Origin of the sequence: Nostoc sp. GT001, assembly GCF_030382115.1 — a bacterium.
Classification (GTDB): Bacteria; Cyanobacteriota; Cyanobacteriia; order Cyanobacteriales; family Nostocaceae; genus Nostoc.
In genome coordinates, this window is the sequence record NZ_JAUDRJ010000003.1 from 6052087 (window position 1) to 6072390 (window position 20304).

General features: G+C 41.5%; 17 protein-coding genes and 1 tRNA gene. 9 read left to right on the forward strand and 9 right to left on the reverse strand.

Annotation, left to right across the window (positions count from 1 at the left end; translation table 11 throughout):
• Nucleotides 1-95 precede the first annotated feature (95 nt).
• Together QUD05_RS28345 and QUD05_RS28350 are read right to left on the reverse strand one after the other, a co-directional pair.
• A complete protein-coding gene (locus QUD05_RS28345; RefSeq protein ID WP_289798982.1) occupies nt 96-1463 on the reverse strand; it encodes an O-antigen ligase family protein in 1368 nt (455 codons plus the stop codon).
• Nucleotides 1445-2287, reverse strand: a complete 843-nt coding sequence (locus QUD05_RS28350; protein ID WP_289798983.1) for a YaaW family protein — start codon at nt 2285-2287, stop codon at nt 1445-1447. The genes QUD05_RS28345 and QUD05_RS28350 overlap by 19 nt, the downstream gene beginning before the upstream one ends.
• Nucleotides 2288-2615: 328 nt before the next feature.
• Here QUD05_RS28350 and QUD05_RS28355 point away from each other — a divergent pair, with 328 nt between their 5' ends.
• The 5 genes from QUD05_RS28355 to QUD05_RS28375 all read left to right on the forward strand — a co-directional run bounded on the left by QUD05_RS28355 (nt 2616) and on the right by QUD05_RS28375 (nt 8291).
• The gene (locus tag QUD05_RS28355) at nt 2616-3704 is read left to right on the forward strand and encodes an NAD(P)/FAD-dependent oxidoreductase (protein ID WP_289798984.1); all 1089 of its coding nucleotides are present in this window, start codon (nt 2616-2618) and stop codon (nt 3702-3704) included.
• 508 nt (nt 3705-4212) lie between these two features.
• On the forward strand, nt 4213-4587 hold the full coding sequence (locus tag QUD05_RS28360; protein ID WP_289798985.1) for a hypothetical protein: 375 nt from the start codon (nt 4213-4215) through the stop codon (nt 4585-4587).
• Between the two features lie 139 nt (nt 4588-4726).
• Entirely contained in the window at nt 4727-5662 is a 936-nt protein-coding gene (locus QUD05_RS28365) for an SIMPL domain-containing protein (protein WP_289798986.1), read from the forward strand.
• An 851-nt stretch (nt 5663-6513) separates the two neighbouring features.
• Nucleotides 6514-6921, forward strand: a complete 408-nt coding sequence (locus tag QUD05_RS28370) for a VOC family protein (protein ID WP_289798987.1) — start codon at nt 6514-6516, stop codon at nt 6919-6921.
• A gap of 455 nt (nt 6922-7376) precedes the next feature.
• A complete protein-coding gene (locus QUD05_RS28375; RefSeq protein WP_289798988.1) occupies nt 7377-8291 on the forward strand; it encodes a bestrophin family protein in 915 nt (304 codons plus the stop codon).
• A 106-nt stretch (nt 8292-8397) separates the two neighbouring features.
• On the opposite strand, the gene QUD05_RS28380 is transcribed toward QUD05_RS28375, so the two are convergent.
• Complete coding sequence (locus QUD05_RS28380) at nt 8398-9246, reverse strand: M28 family peptidase (RefSeq protein ID WP_289798989.1); 849 nt, start codon at nt 9244-9246, stop codon at nt 8398-8400.
• Between the two features lie 326 nt (nt 9247-9572).
• On the opposite strand from QUD05_RS28380, the gene dnaK reads away from it, so the two are divergent.
• Both dnaK and QUD05_RS28390 read left to right on the forward strand, forming a co-directional pair.
• Complete coding sequence (gene dnaK, locus QUD05_RS28385; RefSeq protein ID WP_289798990.1) at nt 9573-11642, forward strand: molecular chaperone DnaK; 2070 nt, start codon at nt 9573-9575, stop codon at nt 11640-11642.
• Between the two features lie 108 nt (nt 11643-11750).
• Complete coding sequence (locus QUD05_RS28390; RefSeq protein ID WP_289798991.1) at nt 11751-12749, forward strand: DnaJ C-terminal domain-containing protein; 999 nt, start codon at nt 11751-11753, stop codon at nt 12747-12749.
• Between the two features lie 527 nt (nt 12750-13276).
• Here QUD05_RS28390 and QUD05_RS28395 read toward each other — a convergent pair.
• The 4 genes from QUD05_RS28395 to QUD05_RS28410 all read right to left on the reverse strand — a co-directional run bounded on the left by QUD05_RS28395 (nt 13277) and on the right by QUD05_RS28410 (nt 16451).
• Nucleotides 13277-13549 (reverse strand): hypothetical protein, encoded by a 273-nt coding sequence (locus QUD05_RS28395; RefSeq protein WP_289794483.1) that lies wholly within the window; start codon nt 13547-13549, stop codon nt 13277-13279.
• 129 nt (nt 13550-13678) lie between these two features.
• A complete protein-coding gene (locus QUD05_RS28400; RefSeq protein ID WP_289795575.1) occupies nt 13679-14086 on the reverse strand; it encodes a transposase family protein in 408 nt (135 codons plus the stop codon).
• A 308-nt stretch (nt 14087-14394) separates the two neighbouring features.
• Nucleotides 14395-15828 carry a DUF4335 domain-containing protein gene (locus QUD05_RS28405; RefSeq protein WP_289798992.1) on the reverse strand — a complete coding sequence of 478 codons (1434 nt, stop codon included), beginning with the start codon at nt 15826-15828 and terminating at the stop codon, nt 14395-14397.
• Entirely contained in the window at nt 15825-16451 is a 627-nt protein-coding gene (locus QUD05_RS28410; protein ID WP_094350233.1) for a DUF3038 domain-containing protein, read from the reverse strand. Before QUD05_RS28410 ends, QUD05_RS28405 begins: the two co-directional genes overlap by 4 nt.
• 454 nt (nt 16452-16905) lie before the next feature.
• Here QUD05_RS28410 and QUD05_RS28415 point away from each other — a divergent pair, with 454 nt between their 5' ends.
• Both QUD05_RS28415 and QUD05_RS28420 read left to right on the forward strand, forming a co-directional pair.
• A complete protein-coding gene (locus QUD05_RS28415; protein ID WP_289798993.1) occupies nt 16906-17424 on the forward strand; it encodes an adenine phosphoribosyltransferase in 519 nt (172 codons plus the stop codon).
• 157 nt (nt 17425-17581) lie between these two features.
• Nucleotides 17582-18628: an ABC transporter permease gene (locus tag QUD05_RS28420; protein WP_289798994.1), complete on the forward strand. Its 1047-nt coding sequence runs from the start codon at nt 17582-17584 to the stop codon at nt 18626-18628.
• A gap of 262 nt (nt 18629-18890) precedes the next feature.
• Here the strand turns inward: QUD05_RS28420 and QUD05_RS28425 are convergent.
• Together QUD05_RS28425 and QUD05_RS28430 are read right to left on the reverse strand one after the other, a co-directional pair.
• Nucleotides 18891-18961: transfer RNA gene (locus tag QUD05_RS28425), tRNA-Gly, on the reverse strand.
• A gap of 50 nt (nt 18962-19011) precedes the next feature.
• A complete protein-coding gene (locus QUD05_RS28430; protein ID WP_289798995.1) occupies nt 19012-20256 on the reverse strand; it encodes a hypothetical protein in 1245 nt (414 codons plus the stop codon).
• Between the last annotated feature and the right edge of the window lie 48 nt (nt 20257-20304).

Consider the following 20304-nt stretch of genomic DNA (forward strand, 5'->3'; position numbering starts at 1 on the left):
ATTAGGTATCAGTCACACTCACAGACGTGAATATAACAATCTTATTAACTGAAAACTCTCAATGTCCCCAGTGCATACACTGAAAAAACTAATAGTTAATTTTGACGATATGCAAGCTTGTCTTTTTCGTGATAACGATGTACTACTCCAGAAATGGCAGCCAAAATTAGCCATGAAATCGCATTCAAACGAAAATCAAAGAGGGTTACATCTACTGTATTCAATAAAATCCACCCAACAAAGGACAGAAGATAACTGAAAAATATCAATTTGTCTCCTATATTTATATATTTTGACTTTTGGAGTAGTTGGACACTTGTAATCAAAATCCAAGCTAGTAAGCCACAAAATAAAAAAGCACTGGGAAAACCTGTTTCAGCAGATAACATTAAAAACAAGTTATGGGGATGACCCAAGGGAATCTGCATCTTTGCTTTGTAAAGTGTACTAAAACTGCGTAATCCCCAACCAGTCCAAGGATGTTGTTGAGCTAAAGACCAGGCAAACTCCCACTGAGTTTTTCGCATTAAAGCGACTGGTCTATCTGGATACATATCGTCATTTAACCTTGCCCAAAAGAAGGCAGGAACTACCCAGCGAAAAATGTGAGCGACTGGTGAGGGAGCAAAAGCCGCTAAAAGAATACTAGAAACGATCGCAGCAACGCTACCTACAAGAATGCGCCAACCTTGGTAGAGTGCATAAGCTAAACAGGCAAAAATAGCGATCGTCCACCCATTACGCGAGTTGGTGAAAATTAAGGTAATAAAATTCGCAATCACTGCCACGGTTAGAAAGAGAAAGGGAACTGGTGAGTGTGGCGCAGTAAGTCTTTCCCCTCTGCCCCTCTGCTCCTCTGCTCCTCTGCCTCTTATACCCAATCGCCATTGTTCGATCCACAACCCTAGACTAAGGATGAAAACTATGACTACGTAAGCTGCGAAGGTGTTAGCGTGCAAGAAAAGTGAAGCGATACGACCTGGTGGGTTTCCGCCTGGTCTGATTGTCCAACTAAACACAACCCACACAAACTGGAACTTGAAACTCCAGCCTAAAAATAATTGTCCCAAGCCCATAATTGCTACTGGCATGGAACCAATTACCAAAGCCCAAGCCATTTGCCGCAATTGGGTAAATGTTTGAATCAGAGCGCTGTGGGCAGCGAAAAGTAAAAAGAATGGTAATAAATTAAATAAGCCGAGGAAAGCTGCTGTTTTGTCTTGGGCAAAGCCAGCACTCACGATCAGTAAAATACTCAACAGGGCAAATCCCCAGTTGAGGGGGCGGCGATTAATTTTGCGGGATTGTTTCAGCCAAGTTATTAATGAGACAATACCTACAGTTACAGCCCCCACTAAAGGACTCAATGGGAAGATTAACAGTGCCCATAGAGAGTAGTTCCAAGAAGATTGCCAACGAGATTTGAAATAGTCAAAAACCTTGTTCAAGCTGGCTCCCAACATTCCTCACGGGTGAGGCGAATTTGAGCTAAGGCGAAGATAGTGGGGATGATTCGACCATAGTTAGTAGCGATCGCTCTCCAGCCTAAATCTGCAATAAACCAAGTCCACATCATCAGGCCAATCACAGCAAACATCGTGCGGGCTGCCCCATAACGAGCTGCACTCACTGTCATACCCCGCTGCGCCATTTGCATCGTTACATAGCTTTTGAATTGGGTTGCAGCTGCTTCTGAGCCTGTAATCGCCGCTTGTTTGGCTACTTCATAAGTAGCAAAGTGGATGGCAAATTGACGGGCAATTTGCTTCAGTACAAGTGGCTGGAGAAGAGAAGTAACCGCGATCGCACTACCGCCTTTGAAAAGTAAACCCAAGGGATCACGTTGTAATAAAAGTGGTAAGGGTTGTTTTAATTCTGATTTGAGCAGCTGACGCTGCACCTGTACAGTCAATTTTTGCTTTTCCTGTTCCGGTAATTTTTTCCACACCTGTCCTAGTAGATGCAAAAATACTTCTGCTTCTAAATCAATAGTTGCCAGCTGATTAGAATAGGGAATTTTTAGATACTTACATACTTGAACTAACGCTTGTCGGTAAGTTACTTGGCCTGTACGTCCCCGTAATACTGTCATCCCATCTGCTGCCAAAAAACGAAAGCGACCCTCTAGTGCATCTAACCAAGCTTTGCGGTCTTGGCTTTGTACTTCGATGGGTTCGGGTGTGTGTACATAGTCTAAGGGATTGAACTTACGACTAAATAGAATTGCCGTTAAATCTTGCAATTCTTCTTCGGTCGCTAACTCTAGCGCCGCCCTCATTTCATCCAATTTCCCTTCCTCCCTTCCGTGCAGCTTTCTGTACCTTATTCTACTATTAGCTTTCAGCACTCATTAGTAGTAATTTAGTCCTTTGATAATAGCAGGAGGCAGGAGTAACTCAACTTCATTTAATATAATCCCACTATAGGAGGTAAGAGTAACCCGCGCGCAACTGCGTGGGATTTAGGCTGTGGACACTTTATATCTTGCGGCACTTACTTGTACCAGTATCTTCTTTTTAAACTGGCTAATGACCCAGAATTAAAGTAATCAATGATACTTCTTTCCTCCTGCCCTCTGCCTCCTGCCTTCTCTAATGACTAAGGACTATTGACTCATGACTGATATTGCAGTGATTGGTGCCGGAATTGCTGGTTTAGTCTGTGCCCAGCAGTTAAGTCAAGCTGGATATTCGGTGGTAGTGGTAGAAAAGTCGCGCGGTTTAGGAGGGAGACTAGCTACACGCCGCTTGCATGGAACTTTTGCGGATCATGGGGCTTGTTACCTGAAGCCAAAGGGTGAATTATTTAGACATTTTGTGGAGATATTGCGCGATCGCCATATCCTGGAAGTTTGGACAGATGAGGTTTACGAACTTACAACAGGCGCTCCTTTATCTGAACCCAAAAACCGCAGTCCGCGTTATGTTGCGCCTGGGGGAATGAGTGCGATCGCTAAATCTCTCGCTCCAGGTTTAGAAATATTACTGAATCAACGTGTCATCGCTATTACCCCAACTCCTGAACATAGCTGGCGTTTGACTCTCGAATCTAGTAATGAAGAATTAACTGCAAAAGCTATAGTCGTCGCCATTCCTGCACCCCAAGCTGTGATGCTGTTAGAACCTTTGGGTGAAAGTGGATTGGATGCAGCCTTTCTTGATAACTTGCGTTCTGTAGAATTTTATCCTTCGATTAGTGCGATCGCGGGATATGCTTCTACATCCCAACCCTTCCCTCAGTGGAAAGCCCTAACTTTTGTAGATGATGCTGATTTAGCATGGATTGGTTTGGACAGTAGCAAGCGTCCTAACCCTCAACAACCACATTTTGTGGTGCAAAGTAGCGCTGATTTTGCCCAACGTCATTTAGAATCACAGGATTTACAACCTGCTGGAAAAGTGATGTTGCAACGAGCAGCTGAATNNCTCTCTCTTCCTTGGCTCAATACTCCCGAATGGATGCAAGTACATCGTTGGCGTTATGCCTTTTCTAGCCGTCCTTGGCACGAAGCTTTTTTGTCTGCCAAAACTCCGTTACCTTTAGTTTGCTGTGGTGATTGGTGTGGCGGCAATCTTATCGAAGGTGCGATGCTTTCTGGATTAGCTGCGGCTGACGAAATTAATAATCAGTTGCGTCATTTACCTTTCGATAATGTGAACTTTTTAAACGTTTTTGTCCGATCATTTCATCTGTCGCTAGACTGATTTTGCACTATAGTGAGTCTCTATTTTTCTGACTGACTAAATCAAAGTGCAATAAATAAGTTTTTTAGATGAAATAACAAACTTTGTCGCCAACCGAAAAAGTGATGCCAATTACCCAAAAAGCTTAACTTCATGAAAAACTTGTTCCTAATTCAAGTAGTTTTATTGCTGTTAATCTTGATCCCCTAGTTTTTATGCTGCATTTTATGTAGATTTCTGCCTTTTTGGTAGAAATTTGAAATAATTAGGATTATAAATATAAAATGTCGGTAAATTACCAGCTTATTGGATGCTGTTTTAATAAGTCATGCTGTGAGACAGTATAAACTTTAACTAAAATAAGCAAAGCCAAATGTCTGAGATTGTACCAAGATAAGAGGCTAGTNNNNGGGAANATTGCATCTATCAGNNNAAAGTAAGTTAACTGATTGGAATTAAGACGTTGCCATCTAAAAAAATTATTTTCTCCACAAAGTATTTACTTGATTAAAAAAGGAGTTTAGAAATCATGAAAACGGTAGTCAATTTAACACAACAATCAATAGTGGGAGAAATTGAAAGTGTTTTGAATACATATCCATCCCATCCATATCAACAAGCCTTTGCGATTCCTGATTTACGCCAAGAGCTAATTACTTTCGTTCTTAACCGCATTCCCTCCTTTTACAGCATCATGTCTGATGAACAGATTCCAGCGGAGGCTGAACAAGGAAGCTTGGCTTATTACAAATTGCCTCGTAAACCCTTAGAGCAGCAACTACATTTACAGAATTTGATTCACCAAGGCATTTGTTTAATCGTTCAAGAAAAGTCAGATTGGATTAGCCATCGTGTTTGTGAAACAGTTCAACCAGCTTGTGAACCCTCTCACTGGTTTGGTTAAGAGTTCTAACGAGATTTGGCTCTCTGCTGAGATATCATAACGCCCGCAGTGAATTTTTAATTTTTGAGCTAATCCCACAGCTTTTAGTCGTGGGATTAGCTCAATATTTTTTAAGTAGATTCCAATTGAGGTGTAAACTTTGACAATTACTAACTTCAAAGGATATTCCCAGGATATGAGAAAAATAACTGCTCTAATGCTAAGTATTTCCGTGACTGTAGGGGTAGGGGCATTAACACCCAAAGTCACTAATGCCCAATTGTTTTACCCACCAGCAAGCGATCGCCATTCATTAATGGTAATCGGTCAAGGGGTTGTGAGAGTGCCAGCAGATACAGCGGATATTGAGTTGGTATTCAGTAGTGGAAGTAGCAATGATGAGTTACAAACGCAACCATCATCTCTACCCGAAACCCGCCGTCTATCCTCACCCTCCGGGTTCGGCAGTCCCTCTTTGTTGGAACAACAAGACCGGGCTGCCTCACCAACTCTACTTTTTAATTACAAAACAGCAGCAGAACCTTTACCAAACAAAAAATCCCCAACGAAAGCAACTCTTCAGCCTGTAGTGGATAGCTTAGTTGCTAAAGGCATTAGGACTGATAAAATTCAAGTGCAAATTAATCCTAATGCCAGTGAAAATAACGCCAAAATATTGGTGAGACTAGAAAAACCAACACGCGTTAGCGAAGCTCCTCCTTTGGAGGTTCGCGTCCAAGAAATTGTTGCTACAGCGAACAAGTCCACGAGCCAAATTGAAAACCTTTCTGTCAAGAGTGTGGGTGTTGACTATGCAGTAAATGACTGTCAAGCTTTGCAGAGTTCAGTTTATCAATCAGCGATGAAAGATGCCCAAAGCCGCGCTCAGGCTTTAGCAACTGCGATGGAAGTTAAACTTGGTACTCCTTCTGTCGCCGAGCCATTTTACACATTACTTTATCCCTCATGTAGTTCTAAAACTGGAGTTCCTTTACCGTCGTTTGCTAGTTTTTTATTATCACCAGTTTATAATCCAGATGCCCCAGCAGAAGTTGAAATGAAAAAGGATATTTTTGTGACATATACAACGAAATAAACATTTATATTTAGTGCGATCGCACTTTGATTGAGTCAAAATTGGAAGTGCGATCTCTTAACTATTTTTCCTCTGAACCGAATCAACGGAGGCGCTGCTGCTGTTATTGTAGGAGGAGTTGCTGCTCCTGCTGTATTAGGAATAGGGGCTGCTTTGGGAGTATATCACTTAGCGAAAGAAAACAAAAAATAGCAAGCTAATTCAGGTGCGTTAACGTAGTGTAACGCACCCTAAAGATTGAATATGCAAGTTAAAAAATAGGTTATATAAATCATTAATAATACTCAGTATTTGGCTAAAATTAGTAATTCTTTTAACGCACACCTATAGCGTGTTCATAATAAAAATCAAATATTCACTTTAGTTTAGGCTAGATTGCTGATTTCAAACTTCAGTAATGAAAAAACTCCAGAAATGTTTGTGACAAATCTGGAGTCAGGAAAGATACGCATTTACCTATACCAAATTTTCACCCTGAGAAAATCCTACGTCATCCGGGTATACACTCAAATGTAGATAAAAGTGTTTGAGGATTCTCATTTACACACCTTCTCTGTTGGAAGTAACGCAAAACAGCCCCAGATAATCTGAGGCTGTTTTGCGAGAGTTGTTTGGCAGGAAGGGTACATCAATAACTGATGCCCGTGTTAAATATAGATAATTCAGTATGCATCCTTATTCAGCCATGTTTTGCCATATCAGGATGATTGGGAAAATTTTTATGGCTTTTTCCAAAAAGAAACTCCAGATGCACTTAAGGCATTCTGGAGCAGTAACAGGTTTCTAACATCAATCAATTTTTACCTATGCGATCGCCCGATGTCGTTAGGGTATATACTCAAATGTGTTTTATGTCTACTCATCCGCAAATCGACCAACAAGTTACCTTCTTCTCTACCCATAATCTCAATATATCTACAGAATTCTACGAACAAAAGCTAGGTTTGGAGTTATGGCTTGACCAAGGAAACTGTCGAATTTATACTGTTAGTGGTTCTGGATACTTAGGATTGTGTCAAGCAAGCGAAAAATTAACTCCCCCAACCGATAAACACTCAAGTGTCATTTTTACCCTGGTAACACAGCAGGTGGATGAATGGTTTGAATATCTCCAAGAACGTGGCGTCGAATTTGAAAAGCCACCTACACTAAATGAAAAGTACAATATTTATCACTGCTTTTTCCGCGATCCTGATGGTTATTTGATTGAAATTCAACGTTTTGAGACTAACTACAACAAAAAAGACATAACCAAATAAGTTATGTCTAGACGTTTAATGTACAGGGCAGGATTTTTACAGGCTAGAACTTTTTGATTTACTGGGGTACATGATACCGACTAATGCTGTATGAACATTATCGATAGGAATATACCTTTTCTTCCATAGATTTATCGGGATACAATGCGTAATTTATGCTGCCACTGGAAAATATTTACATTTATTTACAATTGTTGCTTAGTTGTAGCCAGCCCTAGCACTGCTTTTGACTTTTATATGATGTTTACTTCAGTGCTAATAATAAGTATTTAACCGGACTTTAAATTGTATAACAGAAACTAGAATAAAATACATATTCAACAGTATATTATGTTCTTCTTAAGAAGATTTTTTTAATGATCTCTGTGATAATTATGCTACTTTTATAATGCTTGTTTTTAAGCTAACAAATATTGAATATATCGGTTAAATAAATATTTTACTAGGGTGAATAAATGATGAACGAAAAAATCCAATGGCTCCGCACAGCATTACAACCTAAAGGTTCAGTAATGAAAGCAATTTTCAAACATATTTTATGGTGTGGAGCTTTCGGATTTTTAATTTCTCTGCTTCACCATTTTGAAAAACCTGTATCCCAGCCTATTTTAGCAAATGTGATTCCTAGCATTGTTTTAGGTTTGTTACTTGTCTTTCGTACAAATACTGCTTATGAACGATTTTGGGAAGGAAGAAAATGCTGGGGTTCTATAGTAAATAACACCCGAAATTTAGCGAGGCAAATTTGGGTATCAGTTGATGAAATTTCACCAGAAGATAAAGACAATAAAATTACAGCATTGAACTTATTGGCAGCTTTTGCTGTGACAACTAAATTACATTTGCGAGGAGAAACTGTCAATAGCGAGTTAGAAGACTTAATGCCATCTACTAAGTATATAAAACTGAAGATTATGAATAATCCTCCTATAGAGGTTGCCTTTTGGATAGGAGATTATTTACAGCAACAGTACGATCGTAATTGTCTTAATAGCTACCAGCTAACATCTCTGCAAGAATTATTGAATAGTCTTGTGGATAATTTAGGTGCTTGCGAACGTATTTTAAAAACACCTATGCCACTTGCTTATGCTATTCATTTGAAGCAATTACTGATACTATATTGTTTCTTGCTACCATTTCAAATAGTAGACAGTCTCGGTTGGTGGACAGGTTTAGTTTCTGCTTTGGTTGGGTTCACTTTGTTTGGCATTGAAGCCATTGGCTTAGAGATAGAAAACCCCTTTGGTTATGACGCTAATGATTTACCATTAGATGCAATTTGTGAAACAATGAAGCGCAATATTGACGATTTAATTACTTTGACTCCCAATGCGCGATCGCATCAACAAGATAGTATAACCAATTGAAAAAAGCTGAGGATATTGATTAATAAAAAAGAATATACAGCAGTTTGCAAGTAAGTGAGATGAAAAATCCAATATCCACGCATCAGATATAAGATAAAATATCTTTTCACAACCGCCGAATCGCAATTTCCAATCCTTCACATACACGAGTCAGAAAATCTAAATCCAGAGTAGCGATCGCATCACTAGCCTTGTGATAATGTGGATTTCGCAAGAATGCCGTATCTGTCACCATCATTGCCGGATAACCCAAATCCCAAAATGGAGCATGATCGCTAAGTCTGGTTTGGGGAACTATTAAACCTCGATTCGGCACGGGTAGCCATTGACTAGATACGCCAGCTTTGCGAATATTACGGCTCATCCCAATTAAGTCAGGCAATGTCCGCAAATTGCCAATTAAAGCAATAAAATCACCCGTATCTGGGTAGAAGCGTTCCAAAGGAGGGGGGTAACTTTGGGAACCAGGTGTAGAATCCTTATAGCCCAGCATTTCTAGGGAAATCATTAAGCGTAGCTGTTGCTTTTGTTGATGCAACAGGGCTGCATAATCAGCACTACCCAGTAAGCCGTATTCTTCCATATCGAAAGCAACCAGCCTTAAGGGATATCTCACAGGTTCAGCAGCAAACTTTCTTGCCAATTCCAGCAACACCGCTACACCTGTAGCATTATCATCAGCTGCAACTGTTCCTAGAACGCCATCATAATGAGCGCCAATTAAAATCGGTAGTAAATCCTTTTTTTGCCCTTGAGCTTGGGATGGTAAATTTAATATCAAGTTATTACAAGCTTTACCTCTGACTTCAAAGGTGTGGATTTCCACACTCCCCCATTGGGAAAATTGCTGGCGGATATATTCTTGGACAAAAAAATGTCCAGCCGTTGCCATGTAAGGATCGCGTTCTCGCGCGATCGCACTCAGGGAAGTCTGTAATCGCTCTGTTAAATTCAAATCTTTTAAGTAGTAGCAATAATATTAGAATTTTCAGGCACTCAAACAAGCAAAGTAAGCATTATTAAGGTTAACTTACCAATTTGCAGATAACTTAAACAGAAATAGCCGGATATCAAGAATTGAGGCTGCTTGGGCACGCCAACCATCTCAATGCTATCCTAGTCTTGCAACTATCTCCTCTAGCTGCACTTCTTAGCTTACTGCCTTAATGATGAGTATTTGAGTATTATACATTGAGGTGTTTTTATCTTGTAGCACAAAGCTAGAGGTAGTTCCGCCCAATCATAATAAATATATAAGACACTTTAGGAGAAGAGTAACGCATGGGCAAGGTAGTCGGCATCGACTTGGGTACAACCAACTCAGTAGTCGCCGTTATGGAGGGTGGCAAGCTGATGGTGATTGCCAATGCAGAAGGAATGCGAACAACCCCCTCCGTAGTTGGCTTCAGCAAAGAAGGTGAAAGGGTGGTTGGGCAGATGGCACGGCGACAAACCGTCCTCAATCCTCAAAATACCTTTTTTGCAGTTAAACGTTTCATTGGGCGGAAGTATGGTGAACTGAATGCAGATTCTAAGCGTGTGCCCTACACCATCCGCAAAGACGAAGTAGGTAATATTAAAATTGCCTGTCCTCGTCTGAATAAAGATTTCGCCCCAGAAGAAATTTCGGCAATGGTGCTGAAGAAATTGGCAGACGATGCTAGCCGCTATTTGGGTGAACCAGTTACAGGGGCAGTTATTACAGTACCCGCCTATTTTAACGATTCTCAACGGCAGGCAACCCGTGATGCTGGCAGAATTGCTGGTTTAGAAGTACTGCGGATTCTCAATGAACCGACAGCGGCATCTTTGGCTTATGGATTAGATCGGGGTGACACGGAAACTATCTTAGTCTTTGACTTGGGCGGTGGCACTTTTGACGTGTCGATTTTAGAAGTTGGCGATGGGATATTTGAAGTCAAAGCTACCAGTGGCGATACGCAACTTGGTGGGAATGACTTTGACAAAATAATAGTAGATTGGTTGGCAGAGCAATTTCTGGAAACAGAAGAGGTAGACTTAAGACGCGATCGCCAAGCTTTGCAACGTCTCATGGAAGCCGCGGAAAAAGCCAAAATTGAGCTTTCTGCTGTCAGTGTCACCGATATTAATTTACCCTTCATCACTGCCACGGAAGATGGGCCGAAACATCTCGAAACTCGTTTAACTCGTTCCCAGTTTGAAGGTTTGTGTGGTGATTTGGTGGGAAGATTGCGGACACCAGTGAAACGCGCCCTCAAAGATGCCGGACTTTCACCTAGAGACATTGAAGAAGTTGTGTTAGTTGGCGGTTCTACAAGAATGCCAATGGTAAAGCAGCTTGTGCGGGACTTAATTGGTACAGAACCGAACGAGAACGTTAACCCTGATGAAGTCGTGGGGGTGGGTGCAGCAATTCAAGCAGGTATTCTCGTCGGCGAACTCAAAGATGTGCTGCTTTTGGATGTTACACCCCTTTCTATGGGATTGGAAACCATCGGTGGTGTGATGAAAAAACTCATTCCCCGCAACACGACAATTCCAGTACGCCGTTCTGATATTTTTTCCACGTCTGAAAATAACCAAAATACTGTGGAAATTCACGTAGTTCAGGGCGAACGGGAAATGGCAGCAAACAACAAGTCTTTAGGACGGTTCAAGCTCTATGGCATCCCACCAGCGCCACGAGGAATTCCCCAAGTTCAAGTGTCATTTGATATTGATGCTAATGGTATTTTACAGGTAACAGCCCTAGATAGAACCACTGGACGAGAGCAGAGTATCACCATTCAAGGCGCTTCCACCTTGAACGAGTCAGAAGTGAATCGGATGATTCAAGACGCTCAAAAATACGCTGATGTCGATCGCGAACGTAAAGAAAGAATAGAAAAGCGGACTCGTTCTGAGGCGTTGATTTTCCAAGCAGAACGGCAACTGAGAGAAGTCGCGCTGGAATTTGGTATGCAGTTTGCCCGCAGCCGCCGCCAAAGAATTGATAATATTTGCCGACAACTAAAGGAGAGTCTTCAGGAAAATAGCGATCGCGGTATCGATCAAGCGTACGCCGACTTGCAAGATGCTCTCTATGAGCTAAATCGGGAAGTCCGCCAGACTTATGCTGAAGATGAAGACGATGATTTGTTTGGGACTATCCGTGACATCTTTACTGGCGGTGAGAAAGAACGAGAACGCGAATTTCCCAGAGATACATATCGAGAACGCGACTCATACAGTAAAGACTATGGCAAAGATTACGGTAGAGATTATAGCCGCGATAATCGTTCTTCCTCTTATGAAAGCCGTCCTCCACGCAAATCCCGCCCCAGCTACCAAGATAACTGGGATGATGAAGAAGACAATGATTGGTTATAAGAAAAGTTAGGAGTTAGAAATTAGGAGTTAAAAATAAATCTTTCAACTCATAACTCCTAACTCCTAACTCTTAATGGATCTAAAATATAAAATTTAAATAACTGAACTATGCAAAATTTGCCGAACTTTCGCGATTACTATGAGATTTTAGGAGTATCTAAAGATGCCTCTGCTGAGGAAATTAAAAAGGTTTATCGGCGGTTAGCAAGGCAATATCACCCCGATCTGAATCCGGGTAACAAAGAATCTGAGGAAAAATTTAAGGATATTGGCGAGGCTTATGAAGTTCTTTCCGATCCAGCCAAGCGATCGCAGTACGACCAGTTTAGCCGCTACTGGAAGCAAAAAGGCTTTGCAGGTAACAAACAAACGCCAAAGGCTAAAACTTGGCAGAGTAGTGCTAGCGATCGCAACGGGAATCAGGACGTAGATCCTAGCCAATTCTCCGACTTTGAAAGCTTTATTAATCAAGTTATCGGCGTTAAAAATAAGAGTGCGGCAAATAACTCTAGTAATGGCAATACTAGCGATCCGTTTCGTTCCCCCAGAACAAAAGTTGCCTATACAGTTAATACTCCACCACCTCGGACAGCCCGTCGAGATATAGAAGCCAGATTAACGCTTCCACTAGAAAAAGCTTATCAAGGTGGTAATGAACGGATTCGTTTGGAAGATGGGCGATCGCTAGAAGTTAATATGCCACCAGGGATGGTAACAGGTCAAACCATCCGTTTGCGGAACCAAGGCGTTGGTGGTGGCGATCTATACTTAAAAATTACCGTTGAACCTCATCCATTATTTAAGCTAGAAGGTTTAAATATCGTCTGCCAAGTACCTGTTACTCCCAGCGAGGCAGTTTTAGGAGGACAGGTAGAAGCACCTACTCTTGACGGCCCTGTGAAAATGACTACCCCTCCGGGCGTTAGGTCTGGTCAAAAATTTCGACTAGGTAATAAAGGTTATCCTAACGATGATGGAAAACGTGGCGATCAATTAGTAGAAATTCAAATAGTTACACCAAAAAATATTAGTCAAGAAGAACGGGAGCTTTACGAAAAGTTACGGCAAATTGAAACCTTTAAACCCCGCGCTGATTTAATACGTTAGAAATGAGGTTGTGTATCTATATTTAATACCTTTATCAAAACAGAATTCAGAAGTCATATCATGTTCGGATAATTAGTTGTGATTCCCACAGTCATTGCACCCCACCCCCAGCCCTCTCCCCGCCGGCGGGGTGCAGGGTGGATTAATTGTCGGGAGAGAAAAAGTTTTCTCACTCGACCATTGGACTCACAGGCATTGGGCAAAAGGAGTCGGAGTGGTCAAATAGCGCATCAAAAATCATTTGAAGTTGGTTAGCCATCAGCCTTAACGCTTCGGGAAGAGTCCGACAATTTAACTGACGAGCCAGGGAAACTAAAAACTGTCTGACTCATCGCCCAATTAGCTGGTGAAAAACCGCCAGTATGAATACAGTTATCTTCATTTAAAGTTACATCCTTGACCCAATGAAGTTGATTTTCAATTGACCAATGACCACGAATAATCTCCGCGAATTCTGAAGCTGAATAATTTCAGCTACTTAAATAAAAGTGTTGTTCATGATAGTCAACAATCTGGCGACGACAATTCTATCCTTGAGGTCGAGTTCCATATCTGTTAACCTCAATTAAACTTTTAGCGCCAACCCAATCAGGTAGTGACTCAAATGGAATTGGATAGACTTTGACTTGACGAGTAGTCTTTCGTCCATGTAAATTTTCATCATGGTAATTGGTATCGATAGCGATTGAGGATTCAGCTAGCTCAGTAGCTACTTTCAGGAGATTTGGCTGGTTTCTTTTAATAGTAATAATGTAGTCATTTTCTCCCTCGATAATCAGCTCAACAGTTTTTTTTGGCAATGTAGTGCATCGGCTGTAATCACGATATGATGCCCATAAAGCTTTTTAATTAGCTCTTCTACCACACTAATCTCACTGTTTTTGTTATTTTCCATAGCTTGATGTCTGATTACCCATCCTTGCTGATGACTATAAACTGAAAACTGAAACGATACTCACAAAGTTTTGATAGGATTGATTTCCCCCGGTTACAGTACTTTTAATACATTTCCCATCGATGGCAAATAATTCTTTGAAATTAATTGGCAAACTCTTTTCTGCCCAGACGTTAAACAGTTCAGCTAATATCTGAAAATCAATTGACATCATAATATTTCTGAATGTTGATGCTGACGGAAATTGAATATCTGGAGATAAATCTAATAATTTGATTAGAGATAATCGATGATTTTTTGTGAACTCAGCTAAAGGTTTATACCCCCAATATCCTGTACAACTACCTAACAAAACTATAGTTAGTATTATCCAAAGTCTATGTCTAATACCTCTAGCATGTCGATAATCGGGAACCCCTTGGATTGCTTCGATTAAATTCATTCCTAACTTTCCTCTGGGAGAACCGTGTTTTTCTTAAGGAATCATCCTTCTATGTTATATTTTCTCTCTCGACAATTAATCCACCCTGTCTCCCCGTGCGGCGGGGTGGGGTTCTTGGATGTTTAGTAAGTAATCAAGCCGACATGATATCAGGAGTCAGAATGGGCTAAACCTTAGCTATCCGCTAACAGAATTGAATTCTGAACGAAAAAGTGGATAGCGTCAAGCGGCAAGCGAGGTATGTTATTGCTCAGAGTAGGGCACAGGGAATAGCAACTTAATTCTCTTGCCCCATACCCCATGCCTAATTACTGATATCCCTTCCAAGGAGTGACTTCCAGCTTGCCGTTAGGCTTGAATATCACTTGGAAGTGGGCTAGAGGTTCTTTGTCATTGGGAGCAGCTACATTAGAACCATAGATGGCGTTAAACATCTTAGGAAGAGGTGTTTCTCGGAAATAATCAAAGGCGACTTGATTAAGTGGTTCATAGTCAGCAATTACACCATCTTTGTTGACTGCTACCCGATATTTCAAATCTCGCGTAAAGGTGGGAGTGCCACTCCAGGTTTCACGAACTGCATTATAAAGCTTTTTATTTAAACCTTTAGTGATATTAGAGTCAGTAATTTTTGCACCGACTACCTCTGGTGTCTTAGCATATCCTCGCCAAGGGCTAACTTGCAGCACACCATTTGTAGTAAACACTATTCGGAATTGGGCTATCGGTTCATTAGAAATGGGAGCGCGATTAGCAGGATTGTAAAGTAGGTTAGGTAGAGGAGTTTGCCCAACTCCTTGATTGGCCTCTTTATTCACCGCTTTATAACCAACGATGGCTCCATCCGCAGCTACACCCAAACGATAGATCAAATCCTGTTGCAATCCTGAACGCTTAGTCCAAGCTGGATGAACTTGGTTATACACTTGACGATTCAATGCACGCAGCTGGGATGGATCGGTAATTTCTGGAACTGTATTTAAAAGTGCTTCTAAATCTTTGACTACTGGCTTTTCATTGGCTGTGGGTGTTGCTGTAGGTGTTGCAGCCTCGATGGGTGTTGCAGCCGCTGATGCTGGAGGATTAAGGCTCTTTGTTGTAGAGCTAGTTTGCTCATCTGGCTTAGGCTGCGGTGGACGAATTTGAGGAGGTGGAATCAAGTTAAATGCGATCGCTGCTACTGCTAAACTTGATACTCCCACAGCAGCAGGAACAGCTTGCCTAATTACAGCCTGACTAGCACCACCATAGCGTCTAGTAACTGGTTGTAGTTCTAGGGATAATTCTGGTAAAGTCTGGCTATCAGCAAAAAACTGATCCACTGCTTCTACTAAATCAAACAACTGCACCGTATTCAAATCGATTTCAATCGGCGGACGTTTAGAATTATTAGAGTGAGACTCAAACCCCTCTGGAGCATTCTCTGAATGTACGATTAACCTGTGGCGGTTGCCGTCAATTTTTTTAAACTCTACTAGCTCCGATTCCTGGTTGTGTGCTTGCGGATTGGGTACAGTACTCAGAAATTCTTGGGCGTAACCACTAACAGCCCTCACCAAACTTTCAAAAAATTCTCGCCCTCCGGTTAGGGGTTGATTGTAACCAGATAAATAGCATTCTGCATTTACCAATATTGATAATTCTGGGCGCATTTCCTGGAACTGTGCAGCCCTAGTGACATCACTTAACCCTTCTAAAAGAAGAGTACAATTAGGTAGACTGTACTTACGTTGAATATTCATTCCACTTCACCGTCAAAAAGACTAATCCAGAACCGCTGCATTCCAGCAGTACCAGTACAAAATAGTAATTGTCCTAACAAATTTATTGCTAGCGCATCTAATTTTTCATCAGAAGTTAATGCTAGTACACCAGAACGTCGAGCATTCATCCGGCTTTTAAAATGCGCTCTAAACCGCTCTAAATAATTAGATAGCCGCAAATTCTGTTCTAATGGAATCTGTTTTTCTTCCATTTGTTGGCATATCATTAATAACTGGCGGATGACAACAGTTAAACGCCGTGCTATGTAGCAAGCAATGACCACCAAAGCTTTGGCTTCCATAATAGTTAAAGGACGGCGCATGTGCGCTCTTCGTAGCGGGTTAGAGCTACGCATCCGCCATAAATTCACTCTGTCTTTAACAATTCCTTTCAGATCCAACTCTTGAGCAAAAGCCAGGATTGCTTCCGAACCACCAAGTTCTAAAGCTTCAATTGCCAGTAAAATCAGGTCAATTTGCAGCCTAGTTCTCCGAGGACACGTTTTGGAAGCGATCGCAGGATCTGGTAAAGTGTCCAGAATCATCGGCAGTGAGTCTTGGGTTGGACTGTTGAACGGCGTTAAACTTGCTGAAACATTCATTCTATAAATACCTTGTGCGGTTCCAACAGACTAGATAAAACAAATTTAAGATCGGTAGCCAAGACTTGACGTTAGACTTGTGGCAGGAGCATGACTACCTGATATATACATTACTTAACTCTTTCTACTCAAAGTTTTCCCTATATTGAAATCAAAATTTTAAAACATCACTAAATTCACCTCATTTATTAGTGAAATACCTTTTCTAGCTTGGTTTAGATTCTAATTATCGTCAATGAAGAGCGAAGCTTTAGCCTTTATCCCCACTTGACCCCCAGCGTATGACATTATAGTGTACGATTTTTCAGGTATCTGAAATTAGTCATTGGGCATTGGGCACTTGTACTGAGCGTACCCCTCCGGGGAAGCAAGCTACGCGTAGCGTCTCGTAGAGAAGCTAAAGTATTGGGCATTGCTTATTAATTTATCTAACTCATTCCTTATTCCCCATTTTATGGATTTAAAGTCTCTGGTTCGTGACATTCCAGATTTCCCGAAACCCGGAATTTTATTTCGGGATATTACTACGTTACTGCGCGATCCAGAGGGACTGCGCTACACTATTGACTTTTTAACACAAAAATGTAATGAAGCTGGAATAACAGCTGATTATGTTATTGGTATGGAGTCGAGAGGATTTATTTTTGGTTCACCTCTGGCTTATCAATTAGGAGCTGGTTTTATTCCCATCCGCAAAAAAGGGAAGTTACCAGCAGCCGTTCACTCAATTGAATATGAACTAGAGTATGGTACAGACTGTCTAGAAGTGCATCAAGACGCTTTACATCAAGGTAGCCGAGTTTTGATTGTGGACGATTTGATTGCTACGGGCGGAACTGCGAGTGCGACAGCAAAGTTGGTACAGAAGATTGGCTGCGACTTAGTAGGTTTTGGGTTTATTATCGAGCTACGGGATTTGCAAGGGCGTACACATTTACCGGACGTGCCGATTATCTCTTTAATTGAATATTAGTCATAATTCATAGGTAATTAGTCATTAGTCAATAGAAAAACAACTGGCAAATGATGAAGGGCAAATGGCAAATGACATAGACGCGCCAGCGGCTAGTCTACGAGAACGCCAAAGGCGAACCCGCAGGGTAGGAGAAATGACAAAGGACAAAAGATAAATGACATCTACGAAAATTTCCTTGGAGACAGGTCGGGATTGGCTAATCGGGCTAGTCACGAGCGAAACTTTTGTTTATGTGATAAAGCGGCTATTGCAGGCACTGCTAACTTTGTTGTTGGCGTCAGCGTTGTCGTTTTTTATCATTCAACTCGCACCCGGTGATTATGTAGATACGCTGCGGCAAAATCCGAAGATATCCCCAGAAAGAATTGAGGAAATCAAACGGCAGTTTGGTCTAGATAAGTCTTGGCCAGAGCAATTTGGTCTGTGGCTATGGCGAATCTTGACCAAAGGGGATTTTGGCACGAGTTTTATTTATCAACGTTCAGTTGCATCGCTCTTGTGGGAACGAGTCCCAGCGACTTTGCTATTAGCGATCGCATCTCTAATTGTCACATGGGCGATCGCCATCCCTCTAGGGATCTTTGCCGCTGTCAAACAAAATAGGCCAGCAGACCGGATTTTACAGGTGATTAGTTATGCTGGACAAGGCTTTCCCAGTTTCATCACTGCCTTAGCGCTGCTGGTTTTAGCCCAAATCACCTCGCCGCTTTTCCCAGTGGGTAGCATGACTAGCATCAATCACTCAGAACTGTCGTGGTTTGGCAGAATCTTAGATATCGGCTGGCACATGATTTTACCCACCATCGCACTCTCAATTACTAGTTTTGCTGGTTTGCAACGCATCACTCGTGGCGAATTATTGGATGTTCTGCGTCAAGACTACATCCAAACGGCTCGTGCCAAAGGTTTGCCAGAAAACCGCGTCATCTACGTTCATGCACTCCGCAACGCCATAAATCCCTTAATTACCTTATTGGGTTTTGAATTAGCTGGTTTACTAAACGGTGCCTTCATCGCCGAATTTTTCTTCAACTGGCCTGGTTTAGGGAGATTAGCTTTACAGGCTTTACAAGCTCAAGATTTATATTTATTAATGGCAAGCTTGATAATGGGCGCAGTACTGCTGATTGTTGGCAATTTAATCGCTGACTTGATGCTCAAAGCAGCCGATCCACGCATTCGCCTAGAAAATCTCAATTAGCAGAAATATCTAAATTCAAAAAACCAAAAACTTATTGAGAGATTTTCAGGGTACTGCCAACTATCAAACAACAAATAACTAAATAGCCAGGATGAAGATGTCGTTGAATAAAGTCTTTCTGATTCCTCATCCCGTCTTAAATTTGGCTGTTCTCAGTCTCAAGCTAATTCTGCAACTGCAAAATTGCAAATTGGTGTTTAGCTGGTTATTTTACCAATATTCAGCTTTACTTCTTGCTTTCGCATATTTAAGAGGTTTTCTAAGCGGGCGGCGGGAATCGAACCCGCATTAATAGCTTGGAAGGCTATAGTTTTACCACTAAACTACGCCCGCAAATTTCCAACTCTATGAATTTAACACAGTTTCTGTAAAAATTCAAGTATTCAGTTGGAATTTGCGGGTTGCATTTTGATCCTGACATACAAATTGCTTAAGTCTGGTTTTGTGCCATCGTTATTGTGGGCAGCAAGAAAGTTTTCTGTTTTGAAAACTTCGCTCAGGGCTTGCTCGTATGTACTTTTTTCACTTTGCAGTTTTGCTGGTTCTATTTCTAGAACTACAGCCTGTTGAAAGTTGCCATTCTGATCAATTATCAAGCTAGCCAAGAGTTGTGCTGGCTCAAGTTCAGAATTCTGGACAAGAAAACTTGGGTCTAATTGTTTTGTGTTGCTTCCCTTGTATAAAGCAATAACGTCAGGTAAAGCATCTTGTCGGAATCCTTTTGATTGTATCAAGCCAATCACTTCATCTCTAGATAAGGGAGTTACTATTGCTACCGATGCTCCTCTAGTCGAAGTTGGTGGAGTTTCTCCAGTCGAAGTTGCTGGGGTTTCTCTAGTCGAAGTTGCTGGGGTTTCTCTAGTCGAAGTTGGTGGAGTTTCTCTAGTCGAAGTTGGTGGAGTTTCTCTATTTTCAGGTTCTGAAACTGGTCGATTTGATGGAATACCTGTTGGAAGTTGCGTTCCCTTTCCCAGTTTAATTTCTTGACGACGGTTCCAAGGTAAATTACCGACTGGAACTGTAGGTGTCGGTATGGCTTTAGCTATAGGCTTCGGTGTGGCTTGAGGTGTCGGTGTGGCTTTAGCTATAGGCTTCGGTGTGGCTTGAGGTGTCGGTGTGGCTTTAGCTATAGGCTTCAGTGTGGCTTGAGGTGTTGGTGTGGCTTGAGGTGTTGGTGTCGGTTTTGGCGTGGGGACTATCTGTTGTCTAGAAGGTTCGCTATTAGGTTGAGAGGCATAAATTCGGCTCTTTTTCTGGAGATTCTCAGGAGAATTTATTGCACCAAAATCTTGATTGATAGGCGTAGTTCGTGCTGTTTGTGATGAACGTGCTGGTACAGACTTTTGATTTGAGGATAGTGGCTTTGACGAAACTATTTTTGCTGTTGATTTTGATTTGATTATTGATTTTGTTTTAGGAGCAATTTCTATCAATTCGATCGGAACAGCAGATTGATTTTGCTGGGGAAACCACAGACTAAATGCATTAGATGAGCGCATCAGCCAGAACACCAGCAAGTGCAGAGAGACTGAACTGACAACGACAAAAATCCACAAACCTGGTGGATCGCTGTGTCGTCTCCAGACCTTGGCTGGAATTGGAGTTTTGTCTGCAACCGATAGTGTCATATTATATAAACTGGATATGATTATGCACTTTTACTCATTGGTAATGCT